Source organism: Mesorhizobium sp. NFR06 (genome assembly GCF_900115245.1).
Taxonomy (GTDB): domain Bacteria; phylum Pseudomonadota; class Alphaproteobacteria; order Rhizobiales; family Rhizobiaceae; genus Mesorhizobium.
Genome location: NZ_FOVT01000010.1, coordinates 23,817 through 39,077 on the forward strand (window position 1 = coordinate 23,817; position 15,261 = coordinate 39,077).

Consider the following 15,261-nt stretch of genomic DNA (forward strand, 5'->3'; position numbering starts at 1 on the left):
GACGCAGAACCACGCGGCGATCCTACAGGGTCCGGTTCGCTTTTTTCAAAGGCGCGGGCCGGAGATTGCGTGGAGTGGAGGGGGGCAAGATGGCCGGCGAGACTGACCTGCAGAGATTGCTCGCGTCGATGACGCCGCGACTGCTTCCCGAAACCTATGTCTTCGCCACGCTGGCGCCGGACGCTGCAGTGCCGGATGGACTGAAACCCGTCATGCAGTTTCGCGAGCGGGAAGGCCTGACGCTGATCGTGACCGAGGCCGAGGCGAAGGCCGCCAGCCTCGCCGGCACGTTCCGCTGCCGGATGATCACGCTCAACATCCACTCCTCGCTGGAAGCCGTCGGCTTCCTCGCCGCCATCACGACGCGGCTCGCGGCAGCCGGCATGGGCATCAACCCGGTCTCGGCCTTCTATCACGATCATCTGTTCGTGCCGGCGGAGCGGGCGGAGGAGGCGCTCGCGATATTGCGCGAGCTGGTGGCGGAAAGCGGTGCCTGAACTCAGCGCCTCATCACATAAAGGATATCCGGCAGACCTTCCTCATTGGTCGAGCCGTCGCCAAAAGCCTCGGCGCGAAAGCCATGGCGTTCGTAGAATCGGCGTGCGCCGGTATTGGCCTGGAAGCAATGGAGCTTGACACTAGGCATGCCGGCCGTGGCCTCGGCAAGCAGCCGGCTGCCGATGCCTCGTCCTGTCCAGTTCGGGTCCAGATAGAGCTGTTCCACCCATTCGCCACTGACGGCGATGAAGCCGACAATCGCTTTGCCGGCTTCGGCCACGATCACCCGCCGGCCGGGCAGGACGATTTCGCGGATGAAGAACAAGTCTTCCTCCGGAGTGTGCAGCACCGGCATCCACTCAAATGTATTGAGCGACGCGCGCATCATTTTGGCGATGGCGGATGCGTCCGAACCGATGGCCGGGCGCAGCAGGATTTCAGGAAAACTGGACATGCCGGCGCCGCCCTCATCCGCCCTTCGGGCACCTTCTCCCCGTAAACGGGGAGAAGGAAGAAGCGCCACAGCCGAAGGCCGCGCCCGCGGCTGCGGACCGCCGGTCGTCCGGCGCGCCCGCGCAGGGCCAGCCGCGATAACGGCGGTGCGGCCCGCGAGCGAGATTAAGCCGCCTTCTTCTTCGGCTGGATCAGGCCGCGCTCGACCAAAAGCTCGGCGATCTGCACCGCGTTCAGCGCCGCGCCCTTGCGCAGATTGTCGGAGACGACCCACATCGACAGGCCGTTGTCGACCGTCGAATCCTCGCGGATGCGCGAGATGAAGGTGGCGTCCTCGCCGGCCGATTCGAGCGGCGTGATGTAGCCGCCGTCCTCGCGCTTATCGAGCACCTGGCAGCCTGGCGCCTCGCGCAGGATGTCGCGCGCCTCGTCCGCCGTGATCGGCTTCTCGAACTCGATGTTGACCGCTTCCGAATGGCCGATGAACACCGGCACGCGCACGCAGGTCGCCGTCAGCTTGATCTTGGGGTCGAGCATCTTCTTGGTCTCGGCGACCATCTTCCACTCTTCCTTGGTGAAGCCGTCGTCGAGGAAGACGTCGATATGCGGGATGACGTTGAAGGCGATGCGCTTGGTGAACTTCTTGACGTCGACCTGGTCGGCGACGAACACCGCGCGGGTCTGGGTGAAGAGCTCGTCCATGCCTTCCTTGCCGGCGCCGGACACCGACTGGTAGGTGGCGACGACGACGCGCTTGATGGTGGCCACGTCGTGCAGCGGCTTCAGCGCCACGACGAGCTGCGCCGTCGAGCAGTTCGGGTTGGCGATGATGTTCTTGCGCGAGAACAGCGCGATCGCGTCAGGGTTCACCTCCGGCACGATCAGCGGCACGTCCGGGTCGTAGCGGAAGGCAGACGAATTATCGATGACGACGCAGCCCTGCTTGCCGATCTTGGGCGACCATTCCTTCGACACGTTGCCGCCGGCCGACATGACGCACAGGTCGGTGTCGGAAAAGTCATAGGTGTCGAGCGACTTGACCTTCAGCGTGCGGTCGCCGAAGGACACTTCGGTGCCCTGGCTGCGCCGCGAGGCCAGCGCCACCACTTCGCTCACCGGGAAGCCGCGCTCGTCCAGAATGTTGAGCATTTCGCGGCCCACATTGCCCGTGGCGCCGACTACCGCAACCTTGAAACTCATAAGGATCTCCTGTCCCTCTCCGCTTGGTTGTTGGAGAAAACCCGCCGGCCTCATGCGGGTTTCGTCCCCCGGGCCGTACCCGGGAGAGGGTGGTTAGGCCAAGGGAATCACACCGTTTTGGTGGTGGTTTTTTTGGCCGTGGTTTTGCTGGAACGGACGGACGCGTCGAGGCGCCCGGCCCAATGGTTCGCATTGAGGCTGGGGGCATCGAATGCAAGAAGAGCCATCAAAAGGCCGCGCATCGAAAAACGATCCCGTTCGACGCGGGCTTTTACGCGGTTTGGTAAAAGAGTCAATTGGCGCCGCCCTGTACAATGCCGGCGTCGCGAAGTAGGAACGGCTGAATTGCCCGCTGATGCGGCGCCGCAGCGCCCTCCGGCAGAAGCCCGTTGCCGGGCCGTAGAAGACTCCTGATTCCGAAAGCGAGAAATGTCCAGTTTCGAAAAGATCGTTCCCGCGCTGGCAGAGGCGCTGGAAAAACGCGGCTATGCCGAGCTGACGCCGGTGCAGAAAGCCGTCCTCGACCTCGGCGGAGCGGATGCGCTGGTTTCGGCCCAGACCGGCTCCGGCAAGACCGTTGCCTTCGGTCTCGCCATGGCGCCGACGCTGCTTGGCCAGGCCGGCCGCTTTGCCGCTGCCGCCGCGCCGCTGGCGCTGGCCGTGGCGCCGACGCGCGAGCTGGCGTTGCAGGTGAAGCGCGAGCTGGAGTGGCTCTATGAGCCGACCGGCGCGACCGTTGCGTCCTGCGTCGGCGGCATGGACATGCGCACAGAGCGGCGCGCGCTGGAGCGCGGCGCCCATATCGTCGTTGGCACGCCCGGACGGCTGCGCGACCACATCATGCGGCAGTCGCTCGACATGTCGGCGCTGAAGGCGGTGGTGCTCGACGAGGCCGACGAGATGCTCGACCTCGGCTTTCGCGAGGACCTCGAATTCATCCTCGACGCCGCGCCCGCCGAGCGCCGCACGCTGATGTTTTCGGCCACCGTGCCACGCTCCATCGCCACGCTGGCCCAGGGCTACCAGCGCGATGCGGTGCGCATCTCGGCCGCCGGCGAGGAAAAGCAGCATCTAGACATCGAATACCGGGCGTTGAACGTCGCCCAGGCCGATCGCGAGAACGCCATCATCAACGTGCTGCGCTTCTATGAGGCCAAGAACGCGCTGGTGTTCTGCAACACGCGCGCGGCCGTCAATCATCTGACGGCGCGCTTCAACAACCGCAATTTTTCCGTCGTGGCGCTGTCGGGCGAGCTCAGCCAGAACGAGCGCAGCCACGCGCTGCAGGCGATGCGCGACGGCCGCGCCAAGATCTGTATCGCAACCGATGTCGCGGCGCGCGGCATCGACCTGCCGAACCTCGAACTGGTGATCCATGCCGACCTGCCGACCAACCCGGAGACGCTGCTGCACAGGAGCGGGCGGACGGGCCGAGCCGGACGAAAGGGCGTCAGCGCGCTGATCGTTCCGAACAATGCCCGCCGGCGCACCGAACGGCTATTGCAGAACGCCGGGCTGACGGCGACCTGGGCAAGCCCGCCATCAGCCGACGACGTACTGCGCCGCGACGACGAACGCATCCTGGCCGACCCCGCTTTCGAAGAGGCGGTGCGCGAGGAGGAACGCGGATTCATCGACACACTGCTCGAAAAGCACGGCGCCGAGCAGGTGGCCGCTGCCTTCGTGCGGCTCTGCCGCTCCAGCCGCTCGGCGCCGGAGGACCTGCTCGACGTCGCGCCGTTCGCGCCGTCGCGTGAGAAATTCGCGCGCGGCGAAGAGGCGCCCGCCCGCCGCGACGATTTCGGCGACAGCGTCTGGTTCTCGCTCTCGGTCGGCCGCCGGCAGAACGCCGAGCCGCGCTGGCTGATCCCGATGCTGTGCCGCACCGGCGGCATGTCCAAGCGCGAGATCGGCGCCATCAAGATGCAGCCGGAAGAAACCTTCGTGCAGATCGCCGCCGACTGGGCCGACCGGTTCCTCGCCGCTATCGGCCCCGACCGCAAGCTGCAGGGCAACATCGCGGTCAGGCGGATCGACGGCACGCCTGACCTGTCGCGCGCCGGCTACCAGCCGCCGAGGCCGGAGAAGAAGCCGCACCGTGGCAAGCGCGCTTTCGACCAGAGCGCCCCCAGATTCGAGAAGCGGACGCCAGGCGAACGACAGCCCGGTGGCGAGGCAAAACCCTGGGCGAAGAAGCCGGGTAAGGCGAAGTTCGACAAGCCAAAATTCGACGGCCCGGCAAAGCACAAGAACGCAAAGAAGCGGCCGGCGTAGGATTGCGACGGGAGTTGGAAGCCGACCCGTGGCGAGCGCCGGCGTTCTCTTTCGGTGGCAATCGCAACCTTCGAGATTGGCCGAAGCGCCCGAACTTCGTCATCCACGGGGAGCGGGAGCGAAGCGGACGCGCAGACCCGAGGGATCCATGCCGTGACCTCGCGCGAATTGTAAAGGCGGTGCAGAACGAGGGCTTTCTGCACCGCTGCGACGCTCACTGGCCACGGAATGGATTCTATGGTCTGCGCTCGTCGCTTCGCTCCTCACTCCGCATAGAATGACGAAGGCGCGGGGTGCGCAATTGCCATCGAGGCGAGGCCGGCTACGTCGACGGTGCCGGGATCAGCCGAGGAACTTGGCGATGATGGCGTCGCCCATTTCGGTGGTGCCGACCTCGGTCATGCCCGGGGAAGAAATATCCTTGGTGCGCAGGCCGTCGTCGAGGACGGCGGCGATGGCCGCTTCGAGCTTGTCGGCTTCCGCCACCATGCCGAAGGAATAGCGCAGGCACATGGCAAAGGAGGCGATCATCGCGATCGGGTTGGCGATGCCCTTGCCGGCGATGTCGGGGGCCGAGCCGTGCACCGGCTCGTACAGCGCCTTGCGCTTCTTGGTCTTGGCATCCGGCGCGCCGAGCGAGGCCGACGGCAGCATGCCGATCGAGCCGGTGAGCATTGCGGCGATGTCGGAGAGCATGTCGCCGAACAGATTGTCGGTGACGATGACGTCGAACTGCTTCGGCCAGCGCACCAGCTGCATGCCGCCGGCATCGGCCAGCATGTGGTCGAGCTTGACGTCGGAATAGCGCGCCTTGTGCGTCTGGGTGACCACCTCGTTCCACAGCACGCCCGACTTCATGACGTTGCGCTTTTCCATCGAGGTGACATGGTTGCGGCGCGTGCGCGCCAGCTCGAAAGCGACGCCCGAGATGCGCTCGATCTCGAACGTGTCGTAGACCTGCGTGTCGATGCCGCGCTTCTGGCCGTTGCCGAGATCGATGATCTGCTTCGGCTCGCCGAAATAGACGCCGCCGGTCAACTCGCGCACGATCAGAATGTCGAGCCCTTCGACCACGTCCTGCTTGAGCGAGGATGACGCTGCCAAAGCCGGGTAGCAGATCGCCGGGCGAAGATTGGCGAACAGCTCCATGTCCTTGCGCAGGCGCAGCAGGCCGGCCTCGGGGCGCACCTCGTAAGGCACCGCATCCCATTTCGGTCCGCCGACGGCGCCGAACAGCACGGCATCGGCCGCCATCGCCTTTTCCATGTCGGCGTCGGAGATCGCCGCGCCATGTGCGTCGTAGGCGCAGCCGCCGACCAGCCCCTCGTCGGTGGCGAAGTTGCTGCCGAGCTTGGCATTCATGGCGCCGATCAACTTCTTGACCTCGGCCATGGCCTCGGGGCCGATGCCATCGCCGGCGAGCAGGAATAGATTTTTCGAAGCCATGGAGAACCGTCCCGGGAGAGAAATTGAACCGGCGCCTTGCTAAACGCCAACTGATTGCGGCGCAAGGGGCGGCCTATCTCCCCCCTGAGATGTCGCCGAAGGCGACAGAGGGGTCGCCGCGCATGGAACGCCGACCTCCATCTGCAGAAGCAGGCTGAGCCCAGTCGGACCGACCCCCTCTGGCCTGCCCGGATATCTCCCCCTCGAGGGGAGAGATTACTCGCTGTCCCGCGAGCATCTCGCAAGAGACCGTAGCGCGCCTACCGGTGCGACAGAATATTCACCAGCCGGCCGAACGGATCGCGCACATAGAAGCGCCGCACGCGCCAGGGTTCGTCGGCCGGGCCGTATTCGATGGCGAAGCCGGCGTCCTTCATGGCCTCGAACGTCGCGTCGACATCGTCGACCTCGATCGACAGGTCCGGGACAGGCGTGCCCGAACCGCCTTCGGCCATGAAGCTGATCTGCACCTGCATCTCCTGCCCGGAACCATAGGTGGCGATCCAGCCCATATCCATGAGCAGATCGAGGCCGAGGACATCCTGATAGAAGCGCTTTGCCGCGGCAAAATCGCGGGTCTCGATATTGGCGACGATGCGCAGGACTTTCACCATGTGTCGATCCTCCATGTCCGCCGTTTGTCCCAACCGCTTTGCTGGCGGGCGACAGGAATCAGACCGTGCGCCTGAGCGCGGTGACCTCGATCTCGATCTTCATCTCCGGCTTGTTGAGCTGGCACACGATCATCGTCGCCGCCGGTCGGATGTCGCCGAACGCCTCGCCGAGGATCGGGAAGACCACGTCAACGAAAGCCTGGTCGGTGATATAATAATGCGCCCGCACCACGTCGGCCATGGCGAAGCCGCCATCGGCGAGCGCCTTGGCGATGGTGGCGAGGCAGTTGCGCGTCTGCGCCTCGACCGTCTCAGGCATCGTCATGGTGGCATAGTCGTAGCCGGTCGTTCCCGACACGAAGCACCAGTCGCCCTGCACCACCGCGCGCGAATAGCCGGCGGTTTTTTCGAAGGGGGAGCCGGTGGAGATGAGCTTGCGCATGGGGTGCCTCGCATTGGTGGGCATCTCCTCTAACCGGGAGGCGCAGTCCCGTCATGGGCCAGCGGGAATTGGCGGTTGTCACGTCAGCGTCGACGTTTGCACCATAAATTACCTTGGTATATCAAGAAGCCTCAATCTCTGAACGGCCTCGTCAATTGCGGCAAGAAAAACATCCAGCTCAATGCAGACACCCGGTATATTCTCGGTATTATAGAATTTTTCCTTGCCGTCCGACAAAAAGGAAAAGACCGAAATATCAATCTTCTCGAAGGAATTCTCCTGGCTAAGTATCAGTCCAATCTCTTTCGACTTGAATTTCACCTCTGCCACCAGGTTCTCATAAGAATTATCTGACATCACCGTAACCTCAAACGGCTCTTCCTTTTCCATCTTGTCCTTCTCACTTTTGCGGTTGTCGGCCTGTGATCCTCGCGCTTTCGTCATTCCTGGGCGGAGCAAGGAGCGAAGCGACGCGCGCAGACCCTGGAATCCATGCCGTGACGTCGAGGCGGCACGGCATTTCAGAATTCTGCACCGAGGCACTCTACGCCCACGGTCACGGCATGGATTCTAGGGTCTACGCTTCGCTCCGCCCTAGAATGACGAAGGCGCGATGGCAGAGTCTCGGCGAACCCTAATTCCCCGACGCTTGCGCGTCGTCATATGCCTTCTTGATATCGGCCGGCCAGTCCTTCATCGAGGGCCAGGCCTGCGGTTCGCCATTGTCGCCGCGGCGGGCGAAATAGACCTTGTGCCCGGCCGGGTCGACGGCCATGAAGCCGTCATTGCCGCCGCAGTCATGCGGCACGCAGCCGGTGGCGTAGAAGACGCCGGACGCCGTCTTTTCGGTGCCGCCGCCGACCAGCAGGCTGGTCGCCATGTCGGGCATGTCGTCGCCGAGCAGCGCCTGGCCGGCCTTGTAGACGGCCTCGTTGTGGAAGGCGTCGATGATGTTGTCGTATCTCGACGGATCGACATCCTTCCAGTCGGTGCCGGGCTCGGGCATGTAGGTCAGATTGCCGGAGGTCGTCAGCCCGGTGGTCGGCGACCATTGCAGCGCCGGCTTGGAGTCGCCCGGCAAAAGATAGGGCACGTAATAGATGGCGCTGTCGGAGATCGCGACCGGCGGCGCGCCGCACTCGTCCTGCTCGACGGTGGTGGTCTGGATCTCGCCGCCTTGCGGCTTCCAGGCGATCAGGCTCGCCGGGCCGCATTGGTTGCCGCCGTCGCCGACGTCGAACAGCGCCACGTTGACATCGCCGATCTTGACGATCTTTTCGAAGAAGACGTCGTAATTGCTGGCGAGCTGCTTGCCGTCATAGGCCAGCACCTTCTCGCCATACTGCTCTTGCTGGGTGACGGTGAACTGGCCGCCCTCGAAGGGGATCGGCGCCTGCTTTTCCTCGTCGGATGCGGCCTGGTCGCTGCCCGATCCCTGGTCTGTCGCGCCCTGGTCGGCCGCCGGCTGGTCGGACGCGGCCGGCGCCTGCTCGGCGGCCGGCGCGGCGGTCTGCGCATTGGCATCGATTGTGGCGAGAAGGATTGCCGCCGAAGCGCAGGCGGCGGCCAAAACCGAGCGTGTCATGACTGTCCCTCCATTCAGCCGCCACGAACCCGGCCGCCGACGGCCGGGCTTACTTGTTCAGCGTGTCAGGCCCAGGGGCGCAGCTCGGCGTTCTTCTTCTCGAAGGACGCGATGGCGCCGGCCTTTTCCAAGGTCAGCCCGATGTCGTCGAGGCCGTTCAACAGGCAGTGGCGCTTGAAGTCGTCGAGGTCGAACGTGACCACGCCGCCGTCCGGCCCACGGATTTCCTTGGCCTCGAGGTCGATCGACAGCGTCGCGTTGGAACCGCGCGAGGCGTCGTCCATCAGCTTGTCCAGGTCTTCCGGGCTGACGGTGATCGGCAGGATGCCGTTCTTGAAGCAATTGTTGTAGAAGATGTCGGCGAACGAGGTCGAGATCACGCAGCGGATGCCGAAATCGAGCAGCGCCCACGGCGCGTGCTCGCGGCTCGAGCCGCAGCCGAAATTGTCGCCGGCGACCAGGATCTGCGTCTTGCGGTAGGCCGGCTTGTTGAGCACGAAATCCGGATTCTCCGAACCGTCTTCGTTGTAGCGCATCTCGGCGAATAGGCCGGTGCCAAGCCCGGTGCGCTTGATCGTCTTCAGATAATCCTTCGGGATGATCATGTCGGTGTCGACATTGACGATCGGCATGGGCGCGGCGACGCCGGTGAGCTTGGTGAATTTATCCATGGTCCTTGCCCGTCTTGTTCTTGGCTTGCGGGGAATTTGCGGGACGGTTTACACAAAGCCGGCGGCAAATGAAAGGCAACTGTTCGTGCACTGCCCTTGGGCCAATGGCGGGCATGGCATGCGAATGTGGCCCGCCCCGTTTCGACCGGGCCTCCAGGCACAGAGCTGGCGCTCTTAGCCCAAGCTACGGGCCGCCGTATCATACCGCGCCGGAGTTTGGGACACTTCAAAAGCGGCTTCAAAATCCTGGCCGGCTGGTGCAGTCTGCGGCCATGGCTGAGCCTTCCAAAGTGCTTTACGCAAGCGAGCCCACGCTCGATGTCGCCGAATTCCGCCGCGTGCTGGTGGAATCCGGTCTCGGCGAAACACGGCCGGTCGATGATGTGGCGCGTCTGAAGACGATGCTGGCCAACGCCAACCTGGTGCTGACGGCGCGCCTCGATATCGAGGGCAAGCCGCTGATCGGCGTTGCCCGCGGCCTCACCGATTTTTCCTGGGTTTGCTACATATCCGAGCTCGCCGTTTCGAAGTCGGCGCAAGGGCTCGGCGTCGGCAAGGGCCTGATGGACGAGGCGCAGCGCCAGCTCGGGCCTTCGGTCGCCATCAGCCTGATCTCGATGCCCGACGCCGTCGGTTTCTACGAGCGCATCGGCATGAGGCGCATGACCGACGCCTTCTGGTTCTCCCGCAAGCGCTGACCTTCCTGACGAGCCAGACCCTCCATGTGGCTGTGGCTGCGGCCGCGCTAATTCTCTTTTTGGACTTGACATGCAACCAAATGGTTGCATATTAGAGAGATGAGCATGGATGCCGTCTTTCGCGCCCTGGCCGACCCAACCCGTCGGCAGTTGCTGGACAGCCTCCATGCCAGGAACGGGCAGACGCTGAACGCGCTCTGCGAACACATGGATATGACGCGCCAGGCGGTGACCAAGCACCTGGCGATCCTCGAGGAGGCGAACCTCGTCACCACGATCCGACGGGGCCGCGAGAAGGAGCACTATCTCAACCCCGTTCCGATCAACGAGATCGCCGAGCGCTGGATCGGCAAGTTCGAGCGCCATCAGCTGGATGCACTGAGCGATTTGAAGAAACGCCTCGAAAGGAAAGAGCCGTGAGCGAGAACAGCTTCGTCTATGTCACCTACATCCGCACCACGCCCGAAAAGCTTTGGACGGCATTGACCGACCCGGAGTTCAACCGGCAGTTTTTCCTCTGCTCCTATCAGGAGAGCGACTGGAAAGTCGGCTCCAGCTGGAAGCTGTTCTTCCCGGACGGCCGCATCGCCGACTCGGGCGAGATCCTGGAGATCGACCCGCCCAAGCGCCTTGTCATCAAATGGCGCAACGAATGGATGCCCGAGGTGAAGGAGGACGGCTACACGCGCTGCACCTTCACCATAGAGCCCGATGGCGAGCTGATGAAGCTTGCGGTCACCCACGAGGCCGACGGCCCGCACAGGCTGATCGCCAACGTCGCCAAGGGCTGGCCGCTGGTGCTGGCGAGCCTCAAGAGCCTGCTTGAGACGGGCAAGGGTTTCGAGCGCCCGCCGACAAAGAACTAAGATTCGTTTCGGATACGAGACAATCTCTGGCAGAGGTGGGTCGTGATGTTTCAATGGTCTTTACCGCAAGCCATGGCGAATGCGGACACGGTCATGGCCTCGGCCGACCTTGCCGCCTCGCCGGCGCAGGTGTTCGCAGCGCTCGTCACCGATGAGGTCGAGCGCTGGTGGGGCTCGTCCGACACTTACCGCATGACCGATTGGACGGCGGATCCTCGCGCCGGGGGAAGCTGGAATGTCCTCGTGAGAACGGCGGATGGTCAAACCCTGCCCGCCAGCGGGACCTTCCTCGAAATAGAAGCGCCGCGCCGGATCGTGCAGACAAGACGTTACGACTGGGACCACCCAACACTCGGCCGAAAGGAAACGACAGTTGCCTATCTGCTGGAGCCGACGGCCGACAGGACGCGCCTCACTATCTGCCACGGCGGGTTCGCGGGGTTCGCGGATGCGGCGGCGGAACATGCCGAAGGCTGGGCGCGCGTGCTTGGCTGGCTGCAGGCGTATTTCGGGGAGCGGCGGCAAGCAGCCTAAGCAACGCGGAGATCCTTCCCGCTGGCGTCGAAGGGAAACTCCAGCCCTAGATCACATTCAACTCCCGGAACGCCCGCCCCTCCGCCACGCGCTCATAGCCGAACGCCCTGCAATCAACCGTCCGGTACTCGCCATGCATGATGAGCTCGGCCAGCGCCTTGCCGACCGCCGGCGCCTGCTGCAGGCCGTGGCCGGAAAAGCCGTTGGCGAAGAGGAAGTTTTCGACCTCCGGATGCGGGCCGATCACCGCGTTCTGGTCGAGCGTGTTGTAGTCGTAGTGCCCGACCCAGGCGCGGGTCGGCTTGATCGCCTCGAAGGCCGGGATGCGGGTGGCTAAAACCGGCCAGATCACCTCTTCGAACAGCGGCCACTCGACTTCGAAATCCGTTGGATCGGGTGCACGATCGCCTTCCTCCGGCTCGGCGCCACCGGTGATGTAGACCGAGCCTTCGGGCCGCACATAGATGCCGGAGGGATCCACCAGGAGCGGCATGTCGGGGAATTTATCGCGCGCCTCGAAGACGAAGACGTTGCGCTTGCGCGGCTCGACCGGCAGCGCCAGCCCGGCCAAGGCGGCCACCTTGCCGGCGTTCGGGCCGGCGGCGTTGACGATGGTGCCAGCTTCCAGCGTCTCGCCATTGTCGAGGGAGAGACTGGTGACGCTGTTGCCGTCGCGCGCAATGCCGGTGACCGACGCCGTGATGAAATCGATCTTCTTGTCACGCAGCGCCTTGCGGAACAGCATCAGCATCGCATGCGCGTCGAACCAGCCCTCGCCGGTCCGGCCAAAGGCGCCGGCGGAAATGCTTTCGACCGATAGCCAGGGGAAGCGGCGCGCCAGCTGCTCGGCGTCCTCGAGCACGATGTCCGCGCCCTCGGCGACCTGCGCCTCATGATTGGCTTTGAGGATCGGCAGCCCGGCCTCGCCGGCGAGGATGAGATAGCCGCCCTCGCGGAAGCCGATATCCGCGTCGGCGCCGAAGGTTTCCTTCAGCCGCCGGAACAGTTTCAGCGTGAACTGCGACAGCCGGATGTTTTCAGGGATCGAGAATTGCTGGCGGATCGAGGCGCAGGACAAGGTCGTCGCCGCGTGAGAAAACTGCGGATCGCGCTCGATCAGCGCGATCGAGCCGGTGAAACCTTCCTCACGCAGGTAATAGGCGACCGAGGATCCGACGATGGCTCCTCCGATGATGACGATGTCGTAGCGCATTTTTTCTCCGATCAATCCGCCCGCGTCTTCACGCAACCGGCAAATCGATCTCGAAGCGCGTGCCGCGTTCGGAGTCAACCAGCCTGATCGTACCATCATGCGCTTTCAGGAGGGCCAGCACGATGCCGAGCCCCATGCCGGTGCCGCCGGTCTCGCGCCGCGTGGTGAAGAACGGCTCGAAGATCTTGGCGCGGTTGGCGGCCGAGATGCCGTCGCCATCGTCGCCGACACGGATCGCCGCCCTGTCGCCGGCGCTTGCCGCGTCGAGCGAGACCAGCCTGGCGCCGTGCCTTGCCGAGTTGTCGATGAGATTGGCAAGCACGATGCCGAGATTCTCGCCCGAGATGCCGAGCCTGATCTCGCCGCCGGCCTCGATGCGCGCCTCCAGCCTGGCGTCGACCGGCAGCAATGCCAGCGCCGCGACGAGCGTCGTGCTTTCGCCGCTGGGCGCCAGGTTTTCGGCGCGCGCCAGGTCGAGCAGCCGGCGCACCAGGAGATTGAGCCGGCCGGCATCGGTGACGATGTTGTTGGAGAAGCGGCGGCGCTCGGCTCCATCCATGGCGTCGCCGGAGTCCCTGAGCAATTCCGCCGCGCCCTGGATCGCCGTCAGCGGCGATTTCAGCTCATGCGAGACATGGGTGGCGAAGGTCTGGATGCTGTCGGAGCGTGCCTGCAGCTTGGTAGCCATGTCGAGGAAGGCCGAGGACAGTTCCGCCATCTCGCGCGTGCCGTGATGGGCGAGCGGCCTGATCGCCTCGCGGTCGCCGGCGGCGATGCGTTTCGTCCGCTCGATCAGCGCATAGATCGGCCGACTGACGGTGCGGATGAACACCAGCGCGATCAACAGCGTGCCGCCAACGATGGCGATCGCCGCCAACGTCACCTTGCCGCGTTCGCCATAGAGATGCTTGACGATGTTGTTCGGCGTTCTCGACAGATAGACGACGCCCGCGACGCGGCCGTCGACTTCGACCGGCATGGCGACGAACACCCGCACCTTGGTGCCGCGGCTCACCGAATAGAGCGGCGGCGTCGGCTGGTCGGGTATCCGCAGCCGAAGCTCGCTGGCATAGGTGCCTGAAAGCGCGGTCCGGACTTCCTCTACCCCGCCGAGCGACCGGCCGATCTCGTCGCCGCCGGCAATCACCACGCCACGCGGGTCGAGCAGGCGGAAGCCGGCGAGCGTCGTCTTCTGCGTCTCGTCGAGGATGCCGTCGAGCTTTGCGCCAATGGCAGCGAAGGCCGGATCGGAGGTGGCCGGAACGGCGGCCGGCCGCATCGGCATCACGTCATCCGAGGCGAGATCGAGGCGCGGCTCGATTGGCTCATAGGGGTAATTGCTGTCCCGCGCGGGATCGGCCGAGATCGGCGAACCAAGCTTGTCCTGGGCAATGCCGGCGGCGCGCACCTCCTGGGCATAGGCGGCCGCGACGACCGCGCCTTGCGCGATCAGCTCGCCCTCTGTCTGGCGGATCAGTTGGTTCTCATAGAGCCGGAAGAAGAACAGGCCGACCAGAGGCAGCGCCATGACCACGATCAGGATGGCGATGACGACGGTGGCGAGCCGCGGCCGCCACCTTTCCTTGCTCAACCACCGCATCGGCCGAGCCGGAAGCCGACGCCATGCACCGTGGCGATCGCATCGAGACAACCGACCGCCGCCAGCTTGGCCCGCACGTTGCGGATGTGGCTATCGACCGTGCGTTCCGAGACATGGATGTTCGAGGCATAGGCATTGGCCATCACCGCGTCACGGCCAAGCACATGCTGCGGACGGGCCAAAAAGCCTTTCAGGATCGCGAACTCGATCGCCGTCAGGGTGAGCGGCTTGCCGTCGAAACGCGCTTCATGGCTTGCCGGGACAAGCATGAGCTTGCCATGCGCGAACTCCCGGTCGTCCGCTTCCTGCTCCACCGCCGCCGGCCGCGCGCGCCGCAGGATGACGTTGACGCGGGCGACCAGTTCGCGCGGACTGAACGGCTTGGTCACATAGTCGTCGCCGCCCATCTCCAGCCCCAGCACGCGGTCGATCTCCTCGTCGCGCGCGGACAGGAACAGCACCGGCACGTCGGATTTTTGCCGCAGCCGCCGGCAGACTTCCAGCCCGTCCATCTCCGGCATGCCGATGTCGAGCACGATGAGATCCGGCGCGCGGCTTTCGACCGCCTGCAGCGCCGCGGCGCCGTCGGCGACGGCATTTGTCTTCATGCCGGCTTTTTCCAGCGCGAAACAGATGATCTCGCGGATATGCGGGTCGTCGTCGGCGACGAGGATGTTGTGCGGCATAGATCAATGGCCCGGCGCGTTGGGTTGGCTGACGGCAGGATTAACAAGCGAGCCGTTTCTGTCGAGATAGCGCAAAAACCGCCGATCGCGAAAGGCCGGATCGCCGATGCGGCGGCAGGAGCCTAAGCCGGGCGATAGCGTTTCATTGCCTCGCGCCCCTCGACAGGACCGGGTGGACGGCATGCGGCGATCTCGGAAGCAAGGGTACGACGCGCGCCGTGGAGCGCGGTTCTTGCGGCTCGACGAGCCACCAGCCTTCATAGCGGAGCCGGCGCGGCAGGGTCCGGCGGGACTTGTGATCTGTTTTCATGCCACCTGTTTCACCGGACGGCGCGGAGACCTCGCGGCGGATTGAAGGAGCTTTTCCGCAACGATGTGCAGATTTTGTGCAGGGCAGGCTGGCGCCAACATCCTCTCCCCCCTTGAGGGGGAGATTGCCTGCGCACTTGCCTCACCCAATCTCACTCGGCATAGATCGGCC

The 15,261-nt window shown here is 64.5% G+C and carries 17 protein-coding genes; 6 read left to right on the forward strand and 11 right to left on the reverse strand.

The annotated features are described in order from the left end of the window. Window positions 1-89: 89 nt before the first annotated feature. A complete protein-coding gene (locus F3H96_RS18160) occupies window positions 90-497 on the forward strand; it encodes an ACT domain-containing protein (protein WP_149803108.1) in 408 nt (135 codons plus the stop codon). 2 nt (window positions 498-499) lie between these two features. Here F3H96_RS18160 and F3H96_RS18165 read toward each other — a convergent pair whose 3' ends face one another. After that, window positions 500-1,021, reverse strand: coding sequence for a GNAT family N-acetyltransferase (locus tag F3H96_RS18165; RefSeq protein ID WP_244620058.1), 522 nt, complete (start codon window positions 1,019-1,021; stop codon window positions 500-502). Window positions 1,022-1,116: 95 nt separating this feature from the next. Then, window positions 1,117-2,151, reverse strand: coding sequence for an aspartate-semialdehyde dehydrogenase (locus F3H96_RS18170; protein WP_149803109.1), 1,035 nt, complete (start codon window positions 2,149-2,151; stop codon window positions 1,117-1,119). A gap of 429 nt (window positions 2,152-2,580) precedes the next feature. Here F3H96_RS18170 and F3H96_RS18175 point away from each other — a divergent pair, with 429 nt between their 5' ends. Beyond that, window positions 2,581-4,425: a DEAD/DEAH box helicase gene (locus tag F3H96_RS18175; RefSeq protein WP_149803110.1), complete on the forward strand. Its 1,845-nt coding sequence runs from the start codon at window positions 2,581-2,583 to the stop codon at window positions 4,423-4,425. A 342-nt stretch (window positions 4,426-4,767) separates the two neighbouring features. Here F3H96_RS18175 and leuB read toward each other — a convergent pair whose 3' ends face one another. From leuB to leuD, 6 genes are all read right to left on the reverse strand, one after another. Continuing rightward, window positions 4,768-5,871: a 3-isopropylmalate dehydrogenase gene (leuB, locus tag F3H96_RS18180; RefSeq protein ID WP_149803111.1), complete on the reverse strand. Its 1,104-nt coding sequence runs from the start codon at window positions 5,869-5,871 to the stop codon at window positions 4,768-4,770. A 260-nt stretch (window positions 5,872-6,131) separates the two neighbouring features. Continuing rightward, window positions 6,132-6,482 carry a VOC family protein gene (locus F3H96_RS18185; RefSeq protein ID WP_149803290.1) on the reverse strand — a complete coding sequence of 117 codons (351 nt, stop codon included), beginning with the start codon at window positions 6,480-6,482 and terminating at the stop codon, window positions 6,132-6,134. Between the two features lie 61 nt (window positions 6,483-6,543). Further along, a complete protein-coding gene (locus F3H96_RS18190) occupies window positions 6,544-6,927 on the reverse strand; it encodes a RidA family protein (RefSeq protein ID WP_149803112.1) in 384 nt (127 codons plus the stop codon). Between the two features lie 108 nt (window positions 6,928-7,035). Then, window positions 7,036-7,317 carry a hypothetical protein gene (locus F3H96_RS18195; protein ID WP_149803113.1) on the reverse strand — a complete coding sequence of 94 codons (282 nt, stop codon included), beginning with the start codon at window positions 7,315-7,317 and terminating at the stop codon, window positions 7,036-7,038. Between the two features lie 244 nt (window positions 7,318-7,561). Next, window positions 7,562-8,512 carry a hypothetical protein gene (locus tag F3H96_RS18200; RefSeq protein WP_149803114.1) on the reverse strand — a complete coding sequence of 317 codons (951 nt, stop codon included), beginning with the start codon at window positions 8,510-8,512 and terminating at the stop codon, window positions 7,562-7,564. A gap of 65 nt (window positions 8,513-8,577) precedes the next feature. Further along, entirely contained in the window at window positions 8,578-9,183 is a 606-nt protein-coding gene (leuD, locus tag F3H96_RS18205; protein WP_149803115.1) for a 3-isopropylmalate dehydratase small subunit, read from the reverse strand. Window positions 9,184-9,455: 272 nt separating this feature from the next. Between leuD and F3H96_RS18210 the strand changes: the two genes are divergently transcribed. The 4 genes from F3H96_RS18210 (at window position 9,456) to F3H96_RS18225 (ending at window position 11,281) form a co-directional block, all read left to right on the forward strand. Next, on the forward strand, window positions 9,456-9,881 hold the full coding sequence (locus tag F3H96_RS18210) for a GNAT family N-acetyltransferase (protein WP_149803116.1): 426 nt from the start codon (window positions 9,456-9,458) through the stop codon (window positions 9,879-9,881). A gap of 105 nt (window positions 9,882-9,986) precedes the next feature. After that, the gene (locus F3H96_RS18215) at window positions 9,987-10,301 is read left to right on the forward strand and encodes a metalloregulator ArsR/SmtB family transcription factor (protein ID WP_210248157.1); all 315 of its coding nucleotides are present in this window, start codon (window positions 9,987-9,989) and stop codon (window positions 10,299-10,301) included. Beyond that, window positions 10,298-10,747, forward strand: a complete 450-nt coding sequence (locus F3H96_RS18220) for an SRPBCC family protein (RefSeq protein WP_149803118.1) — start codon at window positions 10,298-10,300, stop codon at window positions 10,745-10,747. The genes F3H96_RS18215 and F3H96_RS18220 overlap by 4 nt, the downstream gene beginning before the upstream one ends. A 93-nt stretch (window positions 10,748-10,840) precedes the next feature. Next, on the forward strand, window positions 10,841-11,281 hold the full coding sequence (locus F3H96_RS18225; RefSeq protein ID WP_244620059.1) for an SRPBCC domain-containing protein: 441 nt from the start codon (window positions 10,841-10,843) through the stop codon (window positions 11,279-11,281). A gap of 46 nt (window positions 11,282-11,327) precedes the next feature. On the opposite strand, the gene F3H96_RS18230 is transcribed toward F3H96_RS18225, so the two are convergent. The 3 genes from F3H96_RS18230 to F3H96_RS18240 are packed head-to-tail and all read right to left on the reverse strand — an operon-like array spanning window position 11,328 to window position 14,780. After that, the gene (locus F3H96_RS18230; RefSeq protein ID WP_149803120.1) at window positions 11,328-12,494 is read right to left on the reverse strand and encodes an FAD-binding oxidoreductase; all 1,167 of its coding nucleotides are present in this window, start codon (window positions 12,492-12,494) and stop codon (window positions 11,328-11,330) included. 28 nt (window positions 12,495-12,522) lie between these two features. After that, on the reverse strand, window positions 12,523-14,094 hold the full coding sequence (locus tag F3H96_RS18235) for an ATP-binding protein (RefSeq protein WP_149803121.1): 1,572 nt from the start codon (window positions 14,092-14,094) through the stop codon (window positions 12,523-12,525). After that, window positions 14,082-14,780 (reverse strand): response regulator transcription factor, encoded by a 699-nt coding sequence (locus tag F3H96_RS18240; RefSeq protein ID WP_149803122.1) that lies wholly within the window; start codon window positions 14,778-14,780, stop codon window positions 14,082-14,084. Before F3H96_RS18240 ends, F3H96_RS18235 begins: the two co-directional genes overlap by 13 nt. Window positions 14,781-15,261: the final 481 nt, after the last annotated feature.

Bases quoted from the DNA above. Each gene is read 5' to 3' on its own strand.
- F3H96_RS18160 (WP_149803108.1), top strand. From the start codon at position 90: ATGGCCGGCGAGACTGACCTGCAGAGATTGCTCGCGTCGATGACGCCG.
- F3H96_RS18170 (WP_149803109.1), bottom strand. From the start codon at position 2,151: ATGAGTTTCAAGGTTGCGGTAGTCGGCGCCACGGGCAATGTGGGCCGC.
- F3H96_RS18175 (WP_149803110.1), top strand. From the start codon at position 2,581: ATGTCCAGTTTCGAAAAGATCGTTCCCGCGCTGGCAGAGGCGCTGGAA.
- leuB (WP_149803111.1), bottom strand. From the start codon at position 5,871: ATGGCTTCGAAAAATCTATTCCTGCTCGCCGGCGATGGCATCGGCCCC.
- F3H96_RS18190 (WP_149803112.1), bottom strand. From the start codon at position 6,927: ATGCGCAAGCTCATCTCCACCGGCTCCCCCTTCGAAAAAACCGCCGGC.
- F3H96_RS18195 (WP_149803113.1), bottom strand. From the start codon at position 7,317: ATGGAAAAGGAAGAGCCGTTTGAGGTTACGGTGATGTCAGATAATTCT.
- F3H96_RS18200 (WP_149803114.1), bottom strand. From the start codon at position 8,512: ATGACACGCTCGGTTTTGGCCGCCGCCTGCGCTTCGGCGGCAATCCTT.
- leuD (WP_149803115.1), bottom strand. From the start codon at position 9,183: ATGGATAAATTCACCAAGCTCACCGGCGTCGCCGCGCCCATGCCGATC.
- F3H96_RS18210 (WP_149803116.1), top strand. From the start codon at position 9,456: ATGGCTGAGCCTTCCAAAGTGCTTTACGCAAGCGAGCCCACGCTCGAT.
- F3H96_RS18215 (WP_210248157.1), top strand. From the start codon at position 9,987: ATGGATGCCGTCTTTCGCGCCCTGGCCGACCCAACCCGTCGGCAGTTG.
- F3H96_RS18225 (WP_244620059.1), top strand. From the start codon at position 10,841: ATGGCCTCGGCCGACCTTGCCGCCTCGCCGGCGCAGGTGTTCGCAGCG.
- F3H96_RS18230 (WP_149803120.1), bottom strand. From the start codon at position 12,494: ATGCGCTACGACATCGTCATCATCGGAGGAGCCATCGTCGGATCCTCG.
- F3H96_RS18235 (WP_149803121.1), bottom strand. From the start codon at position 14,094: ATGCGGTGGTTGAGCAAGGAAAGGTGGCGGCCGCGGCTCGCCACCGTC.
- F3H96_RS18240 (WP_149803122.1), bottom strand. From the start codon at position 14,780: ATGCCGCACAACATCCTCGTCGCCGACGACGACCCGCATATCCGCGAG.